Consider the following 21,233-nt stretch of genomic DNA (forward strand, 5'->3'; position numbering starts at 1 on the left):
TCAGGCTCCTAGGAAGCGGAACTCGCCCGCATACACTGATACAACAATCGCGATGATGCCGCAGCACAAGGCTCCGCTGAGTACTAAGGCATCGCGCGGACCCGCCGTCGATAAGCGAGCCCAGGAGCGCTGCGTCGGCCCGCCGAAACCACGCGCCTCCATTGCGGTAGCCAGTTTGGTGCCGCGCCGAATCGCGAGCACCAACAACGCAAAGGCCATGCCGAAGGCCCCTTTGATGCGGCCCTGATCCGCTACCCCCCGGGCGCGACGAGCACGAGCAAGCGCAGACCAATCGCGCTGGAACAGGGTCATCAGGCGCACCCCAGCCACGCTGGCCACCACAAAGCGCTGCGGTAGCTTCAGCACCTGAGCTAATCCATCCCCCAATTCTGTGGGGTCGATCCCGCGGCTCAGTACGATCACCGGCAACGCTACCGCCAACACGCGCAACATGATTGCCAGTGCCAGCTCAAGCGAATTATCTGTCACGTGGGCGAACCAGAACGCGAAATACTCATGTCCTTCCGGCCGCCCGTACAGTGCCATCGACAACCCAGCGATGGGGGTGGCAAGGAGTATTGGCCAGGCTTTTCTCAGCAAGGAGAGCCACCCCAAGCCACACAGTGGTGCAAACACAAAGATGATTCCCAGCGCTACTGCAGCCGAGACCCAATCCACGCTGAGCAGCAGCGGAGTTGTAAATAGCACCAGCGCGCCAATTCTAGTCACTGGATTAGTGCCACTTAGGATATTCAAGACACCCCCACCTCAATTCGGTGGTCTCCGAGCAGAGAAATGAACAGCTCATCATGGGTGATGGCGGCAACACTCACTCCGGTATCGGTCAGTTCACGCAGTAGGGTGACTACGTCTAGGAAAGTGCGCCGGTCCTGCCCGAACGTGGGCTCATCCAGAATCACGATGCCTGGCGAGGAAATCAGGGCTGTGGCCACGGAAAGGCGGCGCTTCTGCCCACCGGATAGCGTGAATGGGTTCGCCGCCGCCAAGTGCTCGAGTCGCAGCCGTTCGAGCAGCTCCATTGCACGCTGCTTATCGACGTCCGCTGCATCCGGGGCCGGTTGCCACGGCCATCGCCGGCGGCCTTGAGCCGCCAGAACTCGGGGTGCTACCAGCAGTTCATCCAGAACGGAGGTGCTGAGAAATTGATGCTCTGGGTCCTGAAACACGAAGCCGATCTGGGTAGCCAGCTTCGCGGATCGCCACGTGTGGGGCAACCCTGATTGCCCAGCTGCTCGAATCGTCCCCCCGAGCGGGGGCAGCAAGCCTGCCAAGGTCAAGGCCAAGGTACTCTTTCCGCTGCCATTCGGGCCTGTGATCACGGTGGAATTGCCGGCGGGCAGCCGCAGCGTGTGCGGTTGCCCTATTGGCCGAGCCCACCCCGTGCTGAGGTTCTCTGCGCTCAATGCAGACTCGGTAGCTACTGGTCTGCGCCCAGAAAGTTCGATCCTTTGCTCGGGAGCCACGAATTCTTCCGGCACCCAGATCCCGTGGGCGGCCAAATGCTTCCCCTGCTCCGGCAGCACCTGCGCTAACGGTCCATCTGCGAGCAGACCACCGGAGCTGGAGAGCACGATGGCACGATCGGTGATCCCTTGCCACGTTTCTACTCTGTGTTCCACCACGATCAGAGTCGCACCCGTTTCCGCGGTGATACGGGCTATCGCCGCACGAACCTCTTGAACGCCGATTGGATCCAGGTTGGCAGTTGGCTCGTCGAGCACGATGATCTGCGCTCCCATAGCGATAATTCCTGCCAAGGCCAAGCGCTGCTTCTGCCCACCGGAAAGCTCGGCCGTGGGATGGTCGAGTGGCAGCTGGAGGCCAACGAGGGCCAAAGCCTCCGGCACTCGGCGCCAGATTTCCTCGCGGTCTACCCCTAGGTTCTCGCATCCAAAGGCAACGTCATCCCCGACTCGCGAGGCGATGACCTGCGCATCGGGGTCTTGGAGCAGCATGCCTACCTTCCCACGGGTGGCAGCGACATCGCGGGCATCGCTACCTGCAACCTTTAGGCTTCCAAACCAATCGCCTTCGTCCTCGCCGCCGAGCACTCCTGCTATTGCGGCCAATAGCGTCGATTTGCCGGCTCCGGATTCTCCCAGCAGCAGAACTCTTTCGCCAGGGTTAATCCGGAAATCGACGTCGCTCAGCGCGGGCTTCTTGCGCCCTGCATGCCGCCAGCCAAAACCGCGGGCCGTGACACCAGCGCCCTCGTGTGGACTCATCTAGACCAGCGCGCGGTTTTCCCGGCCTGCGGCAAAACGATCAAGTGCGCCGGTTGCTGCAAGCGCCCGCATCAGCAACCAGCCAAGAAGTCCAGCGAGTATTGCACCGCTGATAGTCAAAGAGCCAAGGTAAAACAGGTTGTACGATGCACCCTTGGCCAAGTTGCCGAATGCTACTAGCTCGAGGAGAAATGCTCCCCATCCAGCTCCGATTCCGGCTGAAACTGCGTTGATGAGTCCGAAACGCCGGTAGAGGAAGATCGCGAATATCAACTCCGAGCCCAGCCCCTGCGCCAAACCTGAGTAGAGCGTTTCAATTCCCCACTGGTTGCCCATAACTGCGGATACGATGGCAGCAAGCACCTCGACGAAAAGCGCGGCACCCGGCTTGCGGATAATCACGCCACCGAGCACCCCGCCCAGCAGCCAAATGCCCGCAACGAGTCCACCGAAACCCGGGGTGAGGGCGTTGAGGGCCTCGTACCAGGCGTATCCCACCGAGTTCCACACCCAAAAGATCAGGCCACACGCAACACCCAGTACTACTGCCACGAGGATGTCGACGACACGCCAAGACTTTGATTGATTCATTGAGCTACTCCCTTTCGCCGGAATTACCCGGATCAGGTTCATACGGTTCGCGCACAATCTCGCGCATCTCAGCCCGGTTCAGTCTCCGAGCACCCGTGTTGGTGAATGTTTTCTCTTGCTACTCTAACAGCCGCTATTGGCTGGTCCCAGCTTCGCCATTGGATCGGCGCCATTGCACGTGCAGTCCATCCTTGGCCCCAAAGCGAACGAGGTGCTTGCCGACCACCTGTTCAAAGCGTTCGATGAGTCGTTCTGGCCCTTCAATGTGGATGAGCAGTGTTTGTTCCGCCGCAACAAAAGAGACGTGTACTTTGCCTTCGAAGGCTTTCTTCGGGTTTTCCGAGGCTTCGCCCTCGCCTACGAAGCTGAGATCTCCGCGGGCATCATCGTCACTCCAATGACCATCGTTGTGATTGCCGAAGTGCGACACTAGCTGCTTTGCGTACCGCGCGGGGCGGTCGGTGGCGACCCGAGCGGTCGACGTTCCATGAAGTTCACCGTACATGCGCACCGAGTGTACTTAAGCTGGGTTAATCCCGCCTAATTGTTGTACAACTTTGTATGTTGTAAACATGACTGCACATGAATTGCACTACCCCAACGTTGCCTTGGTCATTGAAGGGGGCGGCACCCGCAATTCATATACTGCCGCAGTGATTGACCGTTTCCTTGCTGAGAACATCCGTTTTGGGTGGGTCGGCGGAATTTCCGCAGGTACTTCGCACACGGTTAACTACCTATCTGGTTCTCGCCAGCGCACCCGCGAGGCCTTCACTGACATGCCAGCCTCTGCGCAGGCAGGTGGCTGGGGATCCTTCTTGCGAGGCCGCGGCTATTTCAACTCGGAGTACATCTACGAGACCTCTACGGCCCCAGACCAGAGGTTTGCCATTGATTTCCCCGCGTTTCAGGCCAACCCGACCCCATTTCGCATTGGTTCGGTACGTGCAGATACTGGAGAGATGGTCTATTGGGGCCGCGAGGATATCTCAACACAACAAGATCTGGCGCAACGGGTGCGGGCTTCCTCTACGATGCCGCTCATCATGCCCATGCCGATCATCGCCGGAATCCCCTATGTCGACGGCGCTCTTGGCCCAACTGGCGGAATCCCCCTCGACGCTGCCCAAGCGGACGGCTTCAGCACCTTCCTTGTGCTGCGCTCGCAGCCACGCGAGTACATTAAGCCGACCATCACCCGGCCTCAGCTGATCCGCCGCGCTTTTCGACGCTATCCAGCAATCGCCGAGGCCCTAATTGCTCGCCCGGCACGCTACAACCGCACCCAACAGGAACTACTATCCCTCGAGGCATCTGGTGACGCCTACATGTTCTCCCCTAAGAACATGCTCGTAGGCAACAAGGAACGCAATTTGGCAAAGCTCCAAGCCTCATTCGCTGCGGGTGAAACTCAAACTGAAGAAGAATGGGATGCGATTCTTAATTTCTTGAAAGCCAGCAATCGCTGAAAATGCAGATAGAATGTCCCCTTGTTCGTTATTTTCCATCTTGATGAAAAGGAACTGATATGGCTGGTGGACTTGCTGCCCTACTCGACGATGTTGCAGCTATTGCCAAAGTCGCCGCGGCTAACGCCGACGATGTAGCCGCAGCCGCCGCCAAAACCAGCGCAAAAGCAGCAGGCGTCGTGGTCGACGACGCCGCTGTCACCCCACAGTATGTCGATGGCATCTCCCCAGCCCGCGAGCTGCCCATGATCTGGCGCATCGCCAAGGGATCACTAGTAAACAAGCTGGTGATCATCCTGCCGATCGCCCTCGCGCTCTCAGTGTGGGCTCCTTGGCTCCTCACCCCAATCCTCATGTTGGGTGGCTCCTTCCTGTGTTTCGAGGGAATGGAGAAAGTGATCGAGAAGTTCTCCGGAGAGCACGTTGACCCAGAAGAAGCAGTTGAGAAAGAACCTGCAGATGAGGACAAACTGGTGCGCAGCGCCATCACTACTGATCTCATCCTGTCTGCGGAAATCATGGTTATTTCCCTCAATGCGGTAACCCATTACGGGTTCTGGATGCGCACAGCGGTCCTAGCTTTAGTCGCTATCGGTATCACGCTCCTGGTCTACGGCGCCGTCGGACTCCTCGTGAAGATGGACGACGTCGGGTTAAAAATGGCATCTCGTAAGAACCCGGGATCCCAGAAGTTTGGTCGCGGTTTAGTAGCGGCAATGCCAAAGGTTCTCGCAGTCATCGCAGTAATCGGCACCTTTGCCATGCTGTGGGTCGGTGGCCACATCATCTTGGTCGGTCTCCACGAACTTGGCTGGTCCGTGCCCTATGATTTCGTTCACCACATGGAGACCTTGGTTCCTGCTGGTTTCCTGCAGTGGTGCGTCAACACCTTCTGTTCGCTCATCATCGGTGGAATCTGGGGTGCGATCATCGCACTCATCATTCATGTGACACCGTTGAAGCGTTCCCACTGACCGGGGGCTGCTAAGCCACCAGCAACAAACTCAACGCCATCACTGCCATCCCGATGATCAGGCCGTAAACGGCAGCGTGGTGCTTTCCGGTGGCCACGGCAGTGGGCAGCAGCTCGTCCAACGAAATAAAGACCATGATGCCGGATATTGCCCCAAACGCGATTCCCATTGTTGCTGGCCCCAGGAACGGCAACAGGACGAGGAAACCAACGAGTGCGCCAATTGGTTCCGCGAGGCCAGTGAGCATCGCCCACATGAAACCTTTGCGACGAGAGCCTGTGGCTTGCCAAATGGGAATTGCCACCGAAATACCTTCCGGTATGTTGTGAATCGCAATCGCGAAAGCTACCGGGAGTGCAATGCTTAGGGATTCAGTTCCGGAGAGGAAGGTAGCGAAGCCCTCGGGAAAATTGTGGATGCCGATAGCCAAAGCCATCAGCACACCCATTTTCCGAAGCTTCGCAGATTCTACAGCCGCCTCATCATGGGGTTCGTGAGGGTTGACGGCTTCTGGCACCAATCGGTCGATGATGGTGATGAGCAGCACTCCGCCGAAGAACGCCGCGACTACTGCCCAATTGCCGGCCTTGTCCCCCACGGCCGTAACGAGATAGTCCTTCGCCGTCGGCATCAGCTCCCAGAAAGACACCCACAGCATCACGCCAGCAGAAAATCCTAGTGCCGAAGCAAGGAATAACGCGGAAGGCTCCTTCTTCTTGAGCACGACGAGCCCACCAATGGCCGTCGATAAGCCGGCAGCTAGGGTGAGCGCGAAAGCGAAAAGGATCTGGCTAGTCATGATGAAATCTAATAGAAGCAGGCGCAGATATCCGCGGGCAACTCGACAGCTTCACGAGGTCGCAGCTTCGGCGGCCGGGCTCAATGTGTCTTCCAAGCCACGGTGCTGGGAAGACGGGAGCAGTTAGCCACCAATCTTGAAATCGCAAACATCGCCATCCTGCATGACGTAGTCTTTGCCTTCCATACGCATCTTGCCCTGAGCCTTAGCTTCAGCGATGGATCCTAGCTCATCAAGATCGGCGAAAGAGACAATCTCGGCCTTGATGAACTTCTTCTCAAAGTCGGTGTGAATTACCCCGGCAGCCTGTGGCGCAAGAGAACCCTGTTTGATCGTCCAAGCGCGAGATTCCTTGGGGCCAGCAGTGAGGTAGGTCTGCAGCCCGAGGGTGGCAAAGCCCGTTTTGGCAAGCGAGTGCAGCCCTGGTTCGTGCTGACCAACGGACTCAAGCAGCTCAGCAGCTTCTTCTTCGTCTAGTTCAAGTAGCTCGGTTTCAGTCTTCGCATCAAGGAAAACACAGTCCGCCGGAGCAACCATGGCCCGCAACTCGGCTTTGCGCTCCTCATCAGTAAGGACCGCTTCATCAGAGTTGAACACGTACAGGAATGGCTTCGCCGTCATCAAGTGCAACTCGCGGACGAGGGCTAGGTCAATCTCCCCAGTCTTGGCAGCAGAGAACAACGTGCGGTCATCCTCAAGAATCTCCTGCGCCTTTTTGGTAGCTGCAACAGCATCGGCGAGGGTCTTATCCTTTTTGGCTTCCTTCTCGAGGCGCGGCAAGGCCTTTTCAATGGTCTGCAAGTCAGCAAGAATCAGCTCGGTATTAATCACCGAAATGTCAGTAGAAGGATCAACACGGCCATCGACATGGATGACATCATCGTCGGCAAACGCGCGCACCACCTGACAAATGGCATCAGCCTCGCGAATGTTGGCAAGGAAGGCATTGCCCATTCCTTCGCCTTGGGAAGCTCCCTTCACAATTCCCGCAATATCCACGAAGGATACGGTCGCAGGCAGAATCCGCTCAGAGCCGAAGATCTCAGCGAGACGCTTCAGACGAACGTCTGGCAGTTCCACCAGACCGACATTTGGCTCAATGGTCGCGAAGGGGTAGTTCGCCGCCAAAACGTCATTACGGGTCAGGGCATTAAAGAGGGTTGACTTACCGACGTTCGGCAGACCGACAATTCCAAGGGTTAGGCTCACGAGGAACTATCCTAGCAACTGGATGATTCCCGGCGGTCGCACGTGGCCGTCTATAGGACTAGAATCCGCTAGAGTTTCGGGTACAGCCCCTGCGCCATGCAAAGGAGAAGCACGTGAGTGAATCGGAGCCGACTCAGGTTTCAGGCTTCAGCTCTGTGGGCGACGCTCCGTGGACTTTCGAGGAATTGGAACGTGGACCGCATGTTGATCGCTCGATCATCATTGCGGAAGGTCTGAAAGAGTTCGCGAGCTGGTGCCTGCGACTACTCATCATCGCTGCAGCGACATACATGGTGTGGTTCGTAGGCAAGCAAGTATGGCAAGGAATCCTTCCGGTGGTTTTTGCCATCATCGTTTCTTCTGTCCTGTGGACGCCCACCAAGTGGCTCCGCGACCGCGGACTCCCCGCTGGTTTGGCTGCACTGATATCAATTGTCTCCACGCTGGGAATTTTCGGCGCGGTCATTGCCGCCATGGCTCCGAGCATCGGTAGGCAATCACAGACGCTTTATTTGCAAACCTATGAGATGCTGCTCCAAGCACAGCTCACACTGCAGGAACCACCGTTCAACTTGGATTCTGAGGACCTCAATGACCTCTTTTCCAACTCCATCTCCTGGCTCCAGAATCAGTCCGGGCAGATTGCCACCGAGGTATTTTCTGGCTTAGGCACGATGTCCATAGTCGTCGTCACGCTCGGTGTGGTGTTGGTGCTTACCTTCTTCTTCCTCAAAGACGGCGACCGTTTCCTACCTTGGCTCCGCGGGATCACGGGAGAACGGGCGGGTTTGCACCTGACGGAGCTCCTTTCCCGCATGTGGAAGACCCTCTCCGGCTTCATCCGTGCCCAAGCCGTCGTTTCGCTTGTCGACGCCATTTGTATCGGCACCGGCCTGGTTCTGATCGGCGTTCCTATGGCGCTCGCACTAGCAACCCTGACCTTTTTCGCCGGATTTATCCCGATTGTGGGAGCGTTCGTCGCCGGCGCACTGGCGGTGCTCATCGCGCTAGTCTCCCTCGGGGTGACCAAGGCTCTACTGGTACTAATTTTGGTCGTCGCAGTACAGCAGCTCGAGGGCAACATCCTCTCCCCGATGCTTCAATCCAAGGCCATGAATCTGCACCCGGTTATCGTTCTGCTCTCAGTAACCCTGGGCGGCAGCCTATTCGGCATCATCGGGGCCTTCTTGGCAGTTCCAGTCGCAGCGATGATCGCAGTATTCTTCCGCTACCTCAACGACATCATTGCGCTTAAAGTCGGCGAAAAGACCACGGAAGAGATTCAGTTCGCCACCCAAGACTCCGAGATGCAAGTCAAATGGGTCGCGGAGTTTGGCAAATTATTCCGCGACGGCGGGCTGCAAAAACTGCTGCCACAACGCCAACCTGCGGCGGCAGCCACGATAGCAGCCGAGGAAGATGATGCCAAGGATCTGGTCGGCAGCATGCTGAATCGAGCAGGGAAAACAACCAAGAAACTAGCACAAACGTTCCCCAAAATAAGGCGAAAATAGTCTTGGTGTCCGGAGCGTGTGCCACAGTGGAGCCATGAACTCCACCGTGGCATTGTTTCTTTTCCTCGTCCTCGGCCTAGCACTAGGATTCCTGCTGGGTTGGTCTAGCCGAGGCAACCGCACCACAGATTCCCAGGCTGATCGCCTTCGAGAGCTACTCAGTGCGACATTGAGCCAAGAAAACGCGCAGCACGCGCTCCAATCGGGAGAGCTGGTGCGCAATCAGGTCAGCCAAACCCTCACTCCGCTAGAAAAGGCCGTAACCGAGTTGAGCGGACAGGTGCACCAATTCGAGGTGGAGCGGGCAGAGACATATTCTCACCTGGCGTCTCAAGTCCAAGCCATGAGTCGAACGTCCATGATGCTCTCTGATCGAACCGAGAAACTAGTCACCGCGCTGCGCGCCCCGCAGGTTCGAGGCAGGTGGGGCGAAATGCAGCTGGAACGCGTGGTCGAGCTCTCCGGAATGGTGCGCCACTGCGACTTTGACACACAAGTGTCCGACGGCAACGTACGTCCCGACATGGTCGTGCGGCTCAGCGACGGCCGCAACATCATCGTCGACGCCAAAGCTCCCTTCGTCGCCTACCTGGATGCCCTGGATACAACAGATCCAGAGGAGCATCAAGCGCACCTGCGCCGGCACGCACACCACCTCCGCACACATGTAAATCAGCTTTCCGCGAAAGACTATGTGCGTAGCTTTCAACCGACCCCAGAGTTTGTTGTCCTATTTGTTCCGGCGGATCCTTTCCTTGATGCAGCGTTGAACGTGGACAATGAGTTGTTGGAATATGCGTTTTCCAAGAATGTGGTGATTGCCACCCCAACGACGCTGGTGGCATTACTTCGCACTGTCGGGCTCGGCTGGCAACACAGTTCGCTCAGCGACAAAGCCGCCGAAATTCAACAGTTAGGAAGCGAGTTGTTCCAGCGCCTAGGCACGTTGGGCGATCACATTTCTCGGGTGGGAAATTCGCTGGACAAGGCGGTAGTTTCTTATAACTCAGCTATCGCTTCTCTGGAAAGCAGGGTATTTGTCACTGCCCGTAAACTCCACGAGATGGAGGTGCTGCCGCACCAGACTGCAGAGCCTGAGCCGTTGCCAACTGTGGATTCTCGGACTCGGGAAACCCGGAATTAGGTACCGTCTCTCAGGCGGGGTGTTACCTACATAAGGGTCAAAATCGGTAACATGTCTGATCGTGCCCCAACCAACCGCAACCGCCGCTCCAGCGAATCGCCATCAAGCCCCGGCGAGGGTCTCTGGGCTACCCATTTGGACCGCGCTGTCCATTTGCGTTGCAGCTTGTTTGACTGGCCTTCTGCTTAGCATCAGTGCGGGCGAGCTCGCCTGGCCGTTCATCCTCTGTTTTGGACTGGCAGCGATTGCAACCGCAGTGTTCGTCCGACTAGATAATGTCTTCAATATTGTGGCAGTTCAGCCACTACTTTTCGGGATATTCACCCCAATCACAGCTTGGATAGTAGCCAAGGGCAATATCTCCGGCGACTCGGACCCGTGGTCAAAGACCATGATCCTGTCGGCTGTGTATCCCTTAGCCATGTTTTTCCCAGCACTAGCGGGAATCAGTCTCGCGTGCATTGCCGTCGCATGGTGGCGAATCAATCGCGCGAAACTTAAGTACAAGCAGGATGTTGCGCGGCTTGAGCGACAGCGCAAATCGGCAGCGCGTCGCGAACAACGCAATCGACAGACCGTCACAAGGGTGCGCGAAATGAATCGCCGGCCGCGCCGGAGCGAGGATTCAGGCACTCAACGTGTGCCATTTTCGCAGTTAATCAAGGACGTAGATACCCGTGCCGAGCGGCAACGCTCTGCACGCGAGGCCCGGGACGCCCAACGAGAGCGTTCCTACCGCGCATCAGCAGCGCGCTCTAAATCCGGCAGCGCTAACCCGGAACGTAGCCAGCTTCCTCGGATCGACCGCGCTCAGCGGCCGCAACAAAAATCGGCTCCTCGCCGAAACGAGAAGCCGACCGGCAGGCCGTCGCTCAGCGACGACCTCTACAGCTAACGCTGCGCTCGGTTCGCTGGGCGCAGGTCCCGTGGCAACGAAAACACGATCTTCTCAGCTGCAGTGACAACCTCTTCTACGTCGTGATAGCCGTATCCTTCGAGCTTCTCTAGTACGTCTCGCACCAAAATTTCCGGCACAGAGGCGCCCGAAGTAATCCCGATCGTTTTCACGCCTTCCAGCCACTCTTCTTGCACCTGTGACGCGAAGTCAACTAAATAGGATGCCGATGCACCATTTTGCAACGCGACCTCTACCAGACGCTTGGAATTCGAAGAGTTCTGCGAGCCCACCACGATGACGAGATCGCACTTAGGCGAGATCGCCTTCACGGCTACTTGTCGGTTCTGGGTGGCGTAGCAAATGTCGTCGCTTGGAGGATCAATGAGGTTGGGGAATTTGGCCTTGAGCAGCGTGACGATCTCCATTGTCTCGTCTACCGACAGTGTCGTCTGAGACAGCCACACCAGCTTCTCATCGGGACCGAATGATAGCTTCTCAACACCTTCTACGCCGTCGACAAGATGCACGACGGCTGGTGCTTCGCCAGCGGTTCCTTCTACTTCTTCGTGGCCTTCGTGACCGATGAGGAGGATCTGGAAGCCGTCTCGAGCAAAGCGTTTGACCTCATTATGAACCTTCGTGACCAGCGGGCAGGTAGCGTCGAGAGTATTGAGGCTCAGTTGACGCGCTTCAGCATGCACCGCCGGGCTTACGCCGTGCGCGGAGAAAACCAAATGCGCTCCCTCTGGAACTTCGGTGGTCTCTTCGACGAAAATCGCACCTCGGTCGGCCAAAGTATCCACAACGTAGCGGTTATGCACAATTTCCTTGCGCACGTAAACCGGTGCACCGTATTTGTCCAGCGCACGCTCAACTGTTTCCACTGCGCGGTCCACTCCAGCACAGTAGCCACGGGGGGCTGCGAGCAATACTTTCTTAGCTTTCGTTTCCGTCATGGTGCCTAGCGTACCCAGAGCACCCTATAAACGCCTAGAATCGCGGTTAGCCATGTCTTAAATGTTGAGCAACTTCTAAGTGAAGGAGGAGAATGAGCGAGGCATCCACCGCCGATAGTCCGTGGCCGGTGCGCGAAGTCAACGCCAAGGTAAAGGCGTGGATCGAGCGACTGGGCCACATTTGGGTAGAAGGACAACTCACCCAGGTCAACGTAAAACCAACCTGGAAGCTCTCCTACCTGACGCTGCGGGACCCAGAAGCCGAGGCGAGTGTGCAGGTAACTTGCCCTACTTCGCTGATCCAAAACTTCCCCACCCCGCTCAAAGACGGCGACCGTGTGGTCGTCTACGGAAAGCCAGCATTCTATGCAGGGCGTGGTTCCTTCTCACTCTGGGTGACGGATATCCGCACGGTGGGCGTCGGAGAGTTGTTGGCCCGCATCGAGCGGCTGCGTTCCCAGCTCGCACAGGAGGGGCTTTTCGACGCCGATCGGAAGCAGCCCCTGCCCTTCTTGCCGAACAAGGTTGGCCTCATCACCGGCCGTGGATCCGCGGCAGAACGAGATGTCCTTGCAGTTTCTCAATCTCGTTGGCCTGCGGTGCAATTTGAAGTCATCAATACTGCAGTTCAAGGCGCAAGCGCAGTGACCGAGATTATTGCGGCGTTGGAGAAGCTCGATAAAAACCCCGACGTGGATGTCATCATCATCGCTCGCGGTGGTGGCTCTGTGGAGGACCTGTTGCCTTTTTCGGAGGAAGCGCTACAAAGGGCTGTTGCGTCCGCTCAGACGCCAGTAGTTTCCGCGATCGGCCACGAGCCTGACAATCCGGTGCTGGATAACGTGGCCGATCTTAGAGCAGCGACGCCGACAGATGCTGCGAAACGCGTAGTGCCCGATGTTGCCGCCGAACGGCAACTCATAGTCGAGCTCCGATCCCGTTCCCAAGCTGCCTTGCGTGGCTGGGTCGAGCGGGAGTTGCGCGGCCTGCAACAAATGCGCAGCCGGCCAGTGCTCGCAAATCCCTACACTCAGATCACTCAGCGACGAGATGACGTGGAACGGGCACGTACTCTGATTCGGCGTGATATCGCAACACTGCTGCGTACCGCCGAGGCCGAAACGGCCTCGTTGCGGGCACGAGTAGCTACCCTCGGCCCAGCGGCGACTCTGGCCCGCGGATATGCGGTAGTACAGGTCGCGCCGCGCGATGGATCAGCCCCCGAAGTAGTGACGACTATCGAGCAATCTCCACCGGGTAGTCAACTAAGAATCCGCGTGGGTGATGGCTCCATCACCGCAGCCGCAATGAGCACGAATCCAGCCGTTTAGGAAAGGTTTATCACCATGAACACAGATGTCATCGGCTCCGGTACCGCCGGCGAAAACGCGTTTCCAGCTGTCGAAACGCTCAGCTATGAAGCTGCACGAGAGGAACTTGTGGAAACTGTCAAGATCCTCGAGCTCGGCCAAATGGGGCTCGAGGAGTCCTTGAAGTACTGGGAACGCGGCGAGGCCCTTGCCAAACGCTGCGAAGAGCACCTTGCGGGCGCTGCGCAGCGGGTGGAAGCTGTAATCAACCGTAAAGACGACTAGTGCTTCAACGGCTGGGCCCGCAGGCTGGCGCGAGCTAGCTCCGCGAACTCGGCCTCACTAGCCGTTCCGGAGAGGATAAGACGAACATCTCCCAAGTCGGCAGCCCAAGCATCCCGTACGTTGCGTTCGGCTGAGGTATAGACCTCAAATCGCTGACCATCAATGTCCTTGAATTCTTGCTGGGTACGCCCGTGCTCGTCAATATCCTTGACGGCTTTATCCAACGGCTGATCAGTTTGCAGCAGCTGTAGGTATGCCCCCTGCGTTGTTACCCAGCCAACCACCGGAGCTGGCGAACGATTCACCGTAGTACGGCGGGCTGAGTTGCTCACCCAACCATCTGGAGTTTCCGGCAGCCGAACAGGAAAGTTCATCGCACGTGCTTCCATGCCTAGGACTTGCGCTGCATCGACCTTTTGCACCGGCCCGTTTTCTGGAGCGCCACGATCAAAGCTACACATGCCCGTGAAAGCGACGGTGGGAACCATAAGGCCCACGACTACAAGCAACGACAACACAATGTCGCTGGTGTTTTGAAAAAGACGAGGTTTCGAGTCAGCCACCAAGACAGTATGGCAGATCAGCCAAAGGGGTGGTTAGCTGTGTCCGTCGACAGGCATAACTGCCAACTCCCCTAATCCGGTGGTGCAATCCGGACACAAACCGAGGATTGTTTGGAACAATAGAGACATAGCCATTTGTTATGACATCTTTGTTCCACTGGTGCTTAGCAAAAGGCAGTACATCATCATTCCTTAGCCACGTGGAGGCTCGCAAGTATGAACACCCCTGAAATCCCAGATCGTAACCTAGCAATGGAGCTTGTCCGCGTAACTGAGGCTGCCGCATTGGCTTCAGGACGCTGGGTTGGTCGCGGCATGAAGAACGAGGGTGACGGCGCAGCTGTCGACGCCATGCGTAAGCTCATCAATTCCGTGACCATGAACGGTGTCGTCGTCATTGGTGAGGGCGAAAAGGACGAGGCTCCGATGCTGTACAACGGCGAGAGCGTTGGCACCGGCGAAGGCGCAGAAATTGACATCGCGGTCGACCCAGTCGACGGCACCACCCTCATGGCAGAAGGTCGCCCAAATGCGATTTCCGTCCTTGCGGCCGCAGAGCGTGGTTCTATGTATGACCCGTCTGCTGTTTTCTACATGAAGAAGCTGGCTGTTGGCCCCGAAGCTGCGGGCAAAATTGATATTCAGGCACCTGCTGCCCACAACATCCAAGTGGTTGCTAAAGCTAAGGGCATCGCTTCCTCCGATGTGACTGTCGTGGTGCTTGATCGCCCGCGTCACCTGGACCTCATCAAAGAAATCCGTGAAGCCGGCGCCAAGGTCCGCCTGATTTCTGATGGTGACGTTGCCGGTGCTGTTGCAGCCGCCCAGAACTCGAACTCCGTGGACATCATGATGGGCACCGGTGGCACCCCAGAGGGCATCATCACTGCTTGTGCAATGAAGTGCATGGGTGGCGAGATCCAAGGTATGCTCGCGCCGAAGGATGACGCCGAGCGTCAGAAGGCGATTGATGCTGGCCATGATCTGAGTCGTGTGCTCTTGACTAATGATTTGGTCTCCTCCGATAACTGCTACTTCGTAGCAACCGGTGTCACCAATGGCGATATGCTGCGTGGCGTTTCCTACCGAGCCAACGGGGCAACCACCCGTTCCTTGGTCATGCGTTCAAAGTCCGGCACCATCCGATACATTGAGTCCGTCCACCAGCTGCAGAAGCTGCAGGAATACTCCGTCGTGGATTACACTCCTTAAACCCTCGCGTCCCCCAAGCCCGTTTACCAGCACTCGCTGTAGACGGGCTTCGTGGTGTTGTATGTCGCCCCGAATCCACATGCTACGGGCGACGGCTGAACGCTGTTGAGATGCACAGCATAAAAGATGGCAGTCCGCCACACTGGATGACAGTTTTAAGCCATACTGGAAGAAGTGGCTGTGGCGCTGCCAATGGCCAACCAGATTGTTTTACCCATCGACAAAAGGTGAAAATATGACTGAGCAGGAATTCCGTATCGAACACGACACAATGGGCGAGGTCAAGGTACCTGTCAACGCTCTGTGGCGTGCTCAAACCCAGCGAGCCGTTGAGAACTTCCCGATCTCCGGCCGCGGCTTGGAAGCCCAGCAAATCCGCGCCATGGGCCTGCTCAAGGCAGCATGTGCCCAGGTCAACAAGGACAAGGGGCTGCTGGCACCTGAGTTCGCCGATGCGATCATCGCTGCAGGCAAGGAAATCGCCGAGGGCAAGCATGACGCAGAGTTCCCTATCGACGTCTTCCAGACCGGCTCTGGCACTTCCTCCAACATGAACGCAAACGAAGTGATCGCGTCCATCGCGAAGGCCAACGGTGTGGATATCCACCCTAATGACCATGTCAACATGGGCCAGTCCTCCAATGACACCTTCCCTACCGCGACGCACGTCGCAGCCACCGAAGCAGCCGTCAACGATCTCATCCCTGGTTTGAAGGTGCTGCACGCATCCCTAGCCAAGAAGGCTACCGAGTGGAAGTCCGTAGTTAAGTCCGGCCGCACCCACCTGATGGACGCTGTCCCAGTAACCCTGGGCCAGGAGTTTGCAGGCTACGCTCGCCAGATCGAAGCTGGTATCGAGCGCGTGGAGGCTACGCTGCCACGCCTGGGTGAGCTGCCTATTGGTGGCACCGCAGTCGGCACCGGGCTCAACACCACCGCCGATTTCGGTGAACTTGTTACCGCAGAACTTAAGAAGCTGACCGGGGTGGCAGAACTACGGGAAGCCAAGAACCACTTCGAGGCGCAGGCTAACCGCGACGCCCTTGTTGAGTTCTCGGGCGCAATGCGTACCATCGCAGTTTCCCTGAATAAGATCGCCAACGATATTCGCTGGATGGGATCCGGCCCGCTGACCGGACTGGGCGAGATCCACCTCCCAGATCTGCAGCCTGGTTCTTCGATCATGCCAGGCAAGGTCAATCCAGTGCTCTGTGAGACTGCGACCCAGGTCGCCGCTCAGGTCGTCGGTAATGATGCTGCAGTCGTTTTCGGTGGTTCTCAGGGGGCTTTCGAGCTCAACGTGTTCATCCCGATGATGGCTCGTAACGTCCTCGAGTCCGCACGTCTGCTGGCTAACACTTCTCGTGTCTTCGCCGAGCGTCTTGTTGACGGCATCGAGCCAAATATCGAGCGTATGCGCACCTTGGCCGAGTCTTCTCCTTCGATCGTGACCCCACTGAACTCTGCAATCGGCTACGAAGCTGCTGCAAAGGTCGCGAAGACCGCGCTGAAGGAAGGCAAGACCATCCGCCAGACCGTCATCGACCTCGGCCTTGTCGACGGCGAGAAGCTCACCGAGGAAGAAATGGACAAGCGCCTGGACGTCCTCGCAATGGCTAACACTGATCGCGACACCTTCTAACCAGCACGCATCACCGGCCCGCACTTTCTGTGTTGGGCCGGTTTTATTTTTCTTTAGCGCTTATCGGCTGAGACCCCGAAGGTCATTTCTGCGAGAATTTTCGCTTCGGATTCTTTGAGGTAGCGGGTTAACACAGTTGTGGCTTTATCCACGTCGCCTTTGATCAGTGCTGTCAAAATCTCTCGGTTTCGCTCGACGAATGGCCGGTGCATTTCTTCGACACTGGCTACTGCGAGAAAGGCCAGCCGGGCGTGGGCCATCACTAGGGTGAGGTTTTCATTCAGTCGCGGGATCCCGGCTAGTGAAACCAGATGATGATGAAAGCTGTTGTTTTGCGTTCCGACTTCGGACCACTTGCTGTGGTTGGCAGCTCGTTCTGCTTCAGTGACTGCCTGGTTCATCCCACGAAGCGCTGTCTCGGTGCGCGCAACGTCAAGACCGAAGTATTGCAAGGCCCCTAGTTCGATGAATCGCCGGTAGGCGAATAGTTCGACGATATCCCGCGCGTCCAGTGACCGCACGAAGACGCCGCGGTGCGGGATTTGTTCGATGAGACCGTCTCGTGCAAGAAGGCGGAATGCTTCCCGCAGTGTGTTACGGGAAACGCCTAGTTCTGCGGCCAAAGGGATCTCCAGGATCTTTCCACCCGGCGCAAATTGACCCGAGAGGATCTTCTCTGTGATCTGCCGGGCTAATTGGATTGGGGTCGCGGTCATAATTTAATGTTAACGGTTTTGTTGGCAGTGTCACCCTTTTCCGCAGAAAAGCTCACCTCATTATTTGATTGTGTCCCATGCCACTATTGACTAGTATTGGGGCAAGAATTGTTGAACAACGAATGTGATGATTGGAAGTGAGCTCCGATGTCCTCCCCCACCCTGAGCGCTGCAGCGTCTGGCGCAGCAAAACGCAGTGCAATTGTCGGCGCTATCTTCCTAATGGCTACCAGTGCCATCGGCCCCGGCTTTTTGACCCAAACCGCAAAGTTCACCGGCCAGCTTGGCGCGGCTTTCGCCTTTGCCATTCTCGTCTCCATCGTCATTGATATTGCCGTCCAAATGAACGTATGGCGGGTCATCGGCATTAGCGGGTTAAGAGCCCAAGACCTGGGCAATCGAGTAATCCCTGGCCTTGGCTGGGTGCTAGCTTTTCTCATTGCTACCGGCGGCATTGTGTTCAATATCGGCAATATCGCTGGAGCAGGTTTGGGCACTGATGCTTTGCTCGGGGTGAACGTCAAGATCGGCGGCACAGTCACCGCAGCGCTGGCAATTGCCATCTTCCTATTCCAGCGCCTCGGCGGTGCCTTGGATAGGTTCTTGGCTCTGCTTGGCATTTTGATGCTCGTATTGACGCTCTACGTAGCCATCGTGTCTCATCCCCCAGTGGGGCTAGCACTGAAGAATTCGGTGCTTCCGGAAAAGATTGACTTCGTCACCATCACCACCCTAGTTGGGGGTACTGTGGGCGGCTATATCACCTATGCTGGAGCTCATCGAATGCTCGATTCGGGCGTTTCCGGCCCGGAAGGGGTGGCCGAGGTTTCTCGTTCATCTGTCACGGGAATCTTGCTAACCGGCGTCATGCGAGTCCTCCTTTTCTTAGCTGTACTCGGCGTTGTCTCGGCTGGAATTGACATTGTCGGTGCAAAGAATCCTGCCGGAGCAGCGTTTGAAGCAGCAGCGGGCGAGGTCGGCATCAGGATTTTCGGTATGGTGCTGTGGGCGGCTGCGCTTTCTTCGATCATCGGCGCTTCTTACACTTCGGCGACCTTCCTGGTTCCGAACAAGCCGGAAAGCAAACGCCTGCAAAACCTGCTGACTATTATCTTCATTTTGATCAGTACCGGTCTGTTCTTAGTGCTGGGCACTGCACCAGCCACCTTGCTGGTGTTCGCCGGGGCCTTCAATGGCCTCGTATTGCCCATTGGTTTCACCATGATCATGTTCGTCGCGGTCTTCCGCCAACGAGATTTGCTCCAAGGTTATGCATACCCAACGTGGCTCATCGTGCTCGGCGTCCTCGGAGTCGCTGTTGCCTGGTGGTTAGCCTGGGTATCTTTCGGTGGCGTCTTCGCCCTGCTCAAGTAGCATTGTAATTAAGGAGCTTGTTGTGATTGATCTCAATAGTGACCTCGGCGAAAGCTTCGGCGCTTACTCTATCGGCAATGATGTTGCGGTACTCGAGCTAGTGTCCAGCGCCAACATTGCAACTGGTTTCCATGCGGGCGATCCGCTAGTAATGACGCGGACGGTGAAGAGCGCCGTCGATAATGGCGTCCGCATCGGCGCCCATGTTGGATACCGTGATCTGGCAGGGTTTGGCCGGCGCAATATTGACTACGATCCGGCACTGTTGCAGGCAGAGACGACGTATCAAATCGGGGCGCTACAAGCGATCGCACGGCAGTTTGGCGCCGAGGTAGCATACGTCAAACCTCATGGCGCCCTCTACAACTGCATCGCCCACGATGAAGTGCAGGCGCGAGCAGTCATCAGCGGCATCGCAGCAGCTGATCCGCAGCTTTCCCTCATGGGCCTTGCTGGCTCCCCTGTCCTGGATTGGGCCAGAGAGCACTCCTTAGGAACGATTGCGGAAGGCTTCATTGACCGGGCGTATACCGCTGATGGCACACTGGTTTCGCGTAGTGAGCCCGGCGCGATCCTGTCGCCGGAGTTGGCAATTGCACAGGCCCTTCGTCTCGCCCAAGGCGAGGAGATCACTGCGATTACGGGAGAAGCAATCTCGGTCCCGGCGGATTCTCTCTGCGTGCATGGTGATAATCCGGCTGCGCTCGAGCTGGTTCGTCGCATTCGCCAAGAGCTCAAGGCTGCAGACATCGAGGTCGGGCATGCGCGTTAATCCCTGCGGTGAGAGCGCGCTGCTTGTCGACGTCGATAGCGCAGATGCGGAGCGAGCGGGCCTCGATATCCTGCATACCGTCCTTCGCCTGCAGTCGATTGTAAAGTCTTGGGACCTCCCCGGAATCGTGGATGTCATTCCAGCCGCACAGACCCTATTGCTTGAGCTCAATATCGCCCTCAACTCCCCCAAAGACGTCGCGTCGAGGCTTATCCAATGCGACCTTTCTTGTGAAACTTCCCTCGCCAGTACCAGCACGAGTATCGAGGTCCCCGTGCGCTATGACGGCCCCGACCTAGCCTCACTAGCCGAGCGATTCGGCATGAGCACAACAGCGCTAGTCCGACGCCACTGCGACACCATTTGGACGGCTGCCTTTGGCGGCTTCGCACCCGGTTTCTGCTACCTGATCGCAGATCATCCCTTGCCCAATGCACCCCGGCTGGAAACGCCCCGTCCCGCGATTCCGGCTGGCTCCGTCGGGCTAGCAGGCAGCTTTTCCGGCATATATCCACAGGCTTCCCCAGGGGGTTGGCAGCTCATCGGCTCCACGCCGCTCACCCTGTGGGATCCATCCAATCAGGATCGCCCGGCGCTCATCCGGCCTGGTGACCGTGTCACGTTTGTTGAGGTGCCTTAAGGATGTTGTGTGTTCTCGAAACCGGGCCACAGTTGCTCTTCCAAGATCGCGGCCGCTCCGGGGTCGGCAGTCTTGGGGTGGCTACCTCTGGGGCTTTTGATCGAATGAGTGCTGCCCGTGCCAACCACGCGATGGGGAATCAGCCTGACGCAACCGTCTTGGAGGTACTTTTCGGCGGAACCGAGCTATTGGTGCTCCGGGATGTCCAGGTGATTATGACTGGTATGAAAAGCCGCATGCTCGTCACTAACGAGGCTGGGGCGCAACGGGCGCACTACTCCAATTCCATCATCGATCTCGGCGCGGGTGAGCGACTTAGTATTCTGCCCGCAGATGTTGGCATGCGCGGCTACCTTGCAGTCCGAGGCGGTTTTCAAGCTAAACAAGTGCTCGGATCCGCCTCGCACGACGTGATGTCTCACCTTGGCTCGGCACCCATTAGCAAAGGCGAAGATTTGCCGATCGGCGATGCGATCGCGGATCCAGCTTGGTGGCCCCTACTTCGCGATCTTCCATCGCTGTGGCCTCCGACACGCGTCCACGACCTCACTGTTGTCCTCGGCCCCCGCGCCGATTGGTTCACTGCGGAATCGATTCAGTCGTTCTTCAGTCAAACTTACGAGGTAGCAGCCAATTCAAACCGGATCGGGATCAGGTTCGGGGGCGATAGCCCACTCCAACGGCAGCAAACGGGCGAGTTAGCAAGTGAGGGGATGACGCGCGGAGCAATCCAGGTTCCGCCAGAGGGCTTCCCCATTGCGTTCGGACCCGACTATCCGGTTACCGGCGGTTACCCAGTCATCGGTGTCCTTACCATGCGTTCTTCTGACTATTCCGCACAGCTCAGCCCAGGCGATCACGTGCGCTTCCATCCCCTAAAGGTTAGGTAAATCACAACCAAACCCACATAATCACACAT

Annotated in this window: 22 protein-coding genes and 1 riboswitch; of the genes, 13 read left to right on the plus strand and 9 right to left on the minus strand. The window is 57.3% G+C overall.

All coding sequences use genetic code 11. The annotated features are described in order from the left end of the window. The 4 genes from WG915_RS02475 to WG915_RS02490 form a co-directional block, all read right to left on the minus strand. Complete coding sequence (locus WG915_RS02475; RefSeq protein WP_339563784.1) at positions 1 to 756, minus strand: energy-coupling factor transporter transmembrane component T family protein; 756 nt, start codon at positions 754 to 756, stop codon at positions 1 to 3. Next, complete coding sequence (locus WG915_RS02480) at positions 753 to 2,246, minus strand: ABC transporter ATP-binding protein (RefSeq protein WP_339563785.1); 1,494 nt, start codon at positions 2,244 to 2,246, stop codon at positions 753 to 755. Before WG915_RS02480 ends, WG915_RS02475 begins: the two co-directional genes overlap by 4 nt. Then, on the minus strand, positions 2,247 to 2,837 hold the full coding sequence (locus WG915_RS02485; RefSeq protein ID WP_339563786.1) for an ECF transporter S component: 591 nt from the start codon (positions 2,835 to 2,837) through the stop codon (positions 2,247 to 2,249). Continuing rightward, positions 2,829 to 2,944, minus strand: a riboswitch (TPP riboswitch). (Overlaps the previous gene by 9 nt.) Before the next feature lie 26 nt (positions 2,945 to 2,970). After that, positions 2,971 to 3,342 carry a DUF2218 domain-containing protein gene (locus WG915_RS02490; protein ID WP_339563787.1) on the minus strand — a complete coding sequence of 124 codons (372 nt, stop codon included), beginning with the start codon at positions 3,340 to 3,342 and terminating at the stop codon, positions 2,971 to 2,973. Between the two features lie 67 nt (positions 3,343 to 3,409). On the opposite strand from WG915_RS02490, the gene WG915_RS02495 reads away from it, so the two are divergent. Both WG915_RS02495 and WG915_RS02500 read left to right on the plus strand, forming a co-directional pair. Further along, positions 3,410 to 4,306: a patatin-like phospholipase family protein gene (locus WG915_RS02495; RefSeq protein WP_339563788.1), complete on the plus strand. Its 897-nt coding sequence runs from the start codon at positions 3,410 to 3,412 to the stop codon at positions 4,304 to 4,306. A gap of 59 nt (positions 4,307 to 4,365) precedes the next feature. Then, positions 4,366 to 5,280 carry a DUF808 domain-containing protein gene (locus WG915_RS02500; RefSeq protein ID WP_339563789.1) on the plus strand — a complete coding sequence of 305 codons (915 nt, stop codon included), beginning with the start codon at positions 4,366 to 4,368 and terminating at the stop codon, positions 5,278 to 5,280. A gap of 10 nt (positions 5,281 to 5,290) precedes the next feature. On the opposite strand, the gene zupT is transcribed toward WG915_RS02500, so the two are convergent. Both zupT and ychF read right to left on the minus strand, forming a co-directional pair. Then, positions 5,291 to 6,079 (minus strand): zinc transporter ZupT, encoded by a 789-nt coding sequence (gene zupT / locus WG915_RS02505; RefSeq protein ID WP_445227765.1) that lies wholly within the window; start codon positions 6,077 to 6,079, stop codon positions 5,291 to 5,293. Positions 6,080 to 6,202: 123 nt separating this feature from the next. Continuing rightward, positions 6,203 to 7,288, minus strand: coding sequence for a redox-regulated ATPase YchF (ychF, locus tag WG915_RS02510; RefSeq protein ID WP_339563790.1), 1,086 nt, complete (start codon positions 7,286 to 7,288; stop codon positions 6,203 to 6,205). Positions 7,289 to 7,401: 113 nt separating this feature from the next. On the opposite strand from ychF, the gene WG915_RS02515 reads away from it, so the two are divergent. The 3 genes from WG915_RS02515 (at position 7,402) to WG915_RS02525 (ending at position 10,841) form a co-directional block, all read left to right on the plus strand. Next, entirely contained in the window at positions 7,402 to 8,802 is a 1,401-nt protein-coding gene (locus WG915_RS02515; protein ID WP_445227766.1) for an AI-2E family transporter, read from the plus strand. Between the two features lie 34 nt (positions 8,803 to 8,836). Further along, positions 8,837 to 9,946 (plus strand): DNA recombination protein RmuC, encoded by a 1,110-nt coding sequence (locus WG915_RS02520; RefSeq protein WP_339563791.1) that lies wholly within the window; start codon positions 8,837 to 8,839, stop codon positions 9,944 to 9,946. 61 nt (positions 9,947 to 10,007) lie between these two features. Next, the gene (locus WG915_RS02525) at positions 10,008 to 10,841 is read left to right on the plus strand and encodes a DUF6542 domain-containing protein (RefSeq protein ID WP_339563792.1); all 834 of its coding nucleotides are present in this window, start codon (positions 10,008 to 10,010) and stop codon (positions 10,839 to 10,841) included. Here the strand turns inward: WG915_RS02525 and WG915_RS02530 are convergent. Then, a complete protein-coding gene (locus WG915_RS02530) occupies positions 10,838 to 11,800 on the minus strand; it encodes a 4-hydroxy-3-methylbut-2-enyl diphosphate reductase (RefSeq protein WP_339563793.1) in 963 nt (320 codons plus the stop codon). The genes WG915_RS02525 and WG915_RS02530 overlap by 4 nt on opposite strands. A gap of 92 nt (positions 11,801 to 11,892) precedes the next feature. On the opposite strand from WG915_RS02530, the gene xseA reads away from it, so the two are divergent. Together xseA and WG915_RS02540 are read left to right on the plus strand one after the other, a co-directional pair. Then, entirely contained in the window at positions 11,893 to 13,131 is a 1,239-nt protein-coding gene (gene xseA / locus WG915_RS02535) for an exodeoxyribonuclease VII large subunit (protein WP_339563794.1), read from the plus strand. Positions 13,132 to 13,146: 15 nt separating this feature from the next. Beyond that, entirely contained in the window at positions 13,147 to 13,395 is a 249-nt protein-coding gene (locus WG915_RS02540) for an exodeoxyribonuclease VII small subunit (protein WP_339563795.1), read from the plus strand. On the opposite strand, the gene WG915_RS02545 is transcribed toward WG915_RS02540, so the two are convergent. Then, positions 13,392 to 13,958, minus strand: coding sequence for a DUF4245 domain-containing protein (locus tag WG915_RS02545; RefSeq protein WP_339563796.1), 567 nt, complete (start codon positions 13,956 to 13,958; stop codon positions 13,392 to 13,394). The genes WG915_RS02540 and WG915_RS02545 overlap by 4 nt on opposite strands. Positions 13,959 to 14,174: 216 nt before the next feature. Between WG915_RS02545 and glpX the strand changes: the two genes are divergently transcribed. Continuing rightward, positions 14,175 to 15,170, plus strand: coding sequence for a class II fructose-bisphosphatase (gene glpX / locus WG915_RS02550; RefSeq protein ID WP_339563797.1), 996 nt, complete (start codon positions 14,175 to 14,177; stop codon positions 15,168 to 15,170). Positions 15,171 to 15,405: 235 nt separating this feature from the next. Then, on the plus strand, positions 15,406 to 16,812 hold the full coding sequence (locus WG915_RS02555; protein WP_339563798.1) for a class II fumarate hydratase: 1,407 nt from the start codon (positions 15,406 to 15,408) through the stop codon (positions 16,810 to 16,812). 53 nt (positions 16,813 to 16,865) lie between these two features. Here WG915_RS02555 and WG915_RS02560 read toward each other — a convergent pair whose 3' ends face one another. Beyond that, complete coding sequence (locus WG915_RS02560; protein WP_339563799.1) at positions 16,866 to 17,528, minus strand: GntR family transcriptional regulator; 663 nt, start codon at positions 17,526 to 17,528, stop codon at positions 16,866 to 16,868. Between the two features lie 147 nt (positions 17,529 to 17,675). Between WG915_RS02560 and WG915_RS02565 the strand changes: the two genes are divergently transcribed. From WG915_RS02565 to WG915_RS02580, 4 genes are read left to right on the plus strand one after another with little or no spacing between them, the layout of a single operon-like run. Then, positions 17,676 to 18,902, plus strand: a complete 1,227-nt coding sequence (locus WG915_RS02565; RefSeq protein WP_339563800.1) for an NRAMP family divalent metal transporter — start codon at positions 17,676 to 17,678, stop codon at positions 18,900 to 18,902. A gap of 7 nt (positions 18,903 to 18,909) precedes the next feature. After that, positions 18,910 to 19,674 (plus strand): LamB/YcsF family protein, encoded by a 765-nt coding sequence (locus tag WG915_RS02570; RefSeq protein WP_339563960.1) that lies wholly within the window; start codon positions 18,910 to 18,912, stop codon positions 19,672 to 19,674. After that, positions 19,664 to 20,314: a 5-oxoprolinase subunit B family protein gene (locus WG915_RS02575; protein ID WP_339563801.1), complete on the plus strand. Its 651-nt coding sequence runs from the start codon at positions 19,664 to 19,666 to the stop codon at positions 20,312 to 20,314. The genes WG915_RS02570 and WG915_RS02575 overlap by 11 nt, the downstream gene beginning before the upstream one ends. A 2-nt stretch (positions 20,315 to 20,316) precedes the next feature. Continuing rightward, on the plus strand, positions 20,317 to 21,204 hold the full coding sequence (locus tag WG915_RS02580) for a 5-oxoprolinase subunit C family protein (RefSeq protein ID WP_339563802.1): 888 nt from the start codon (positions 20,317 to 20,319) through the stop codon (positions 21,202 to 21,204). Positions 21,205 to 21,233 lie beyond the last annotated feature (29 nt).

The sequence above is a fragment of the Corynebacterium sp. H128 genome (assembly GCF_037482625.1).
GTDB lineage: Bacteria > Actinomycetota > Actinomycetes > Mycobacteriales > Mycobacteriaceae > Corynebacterium.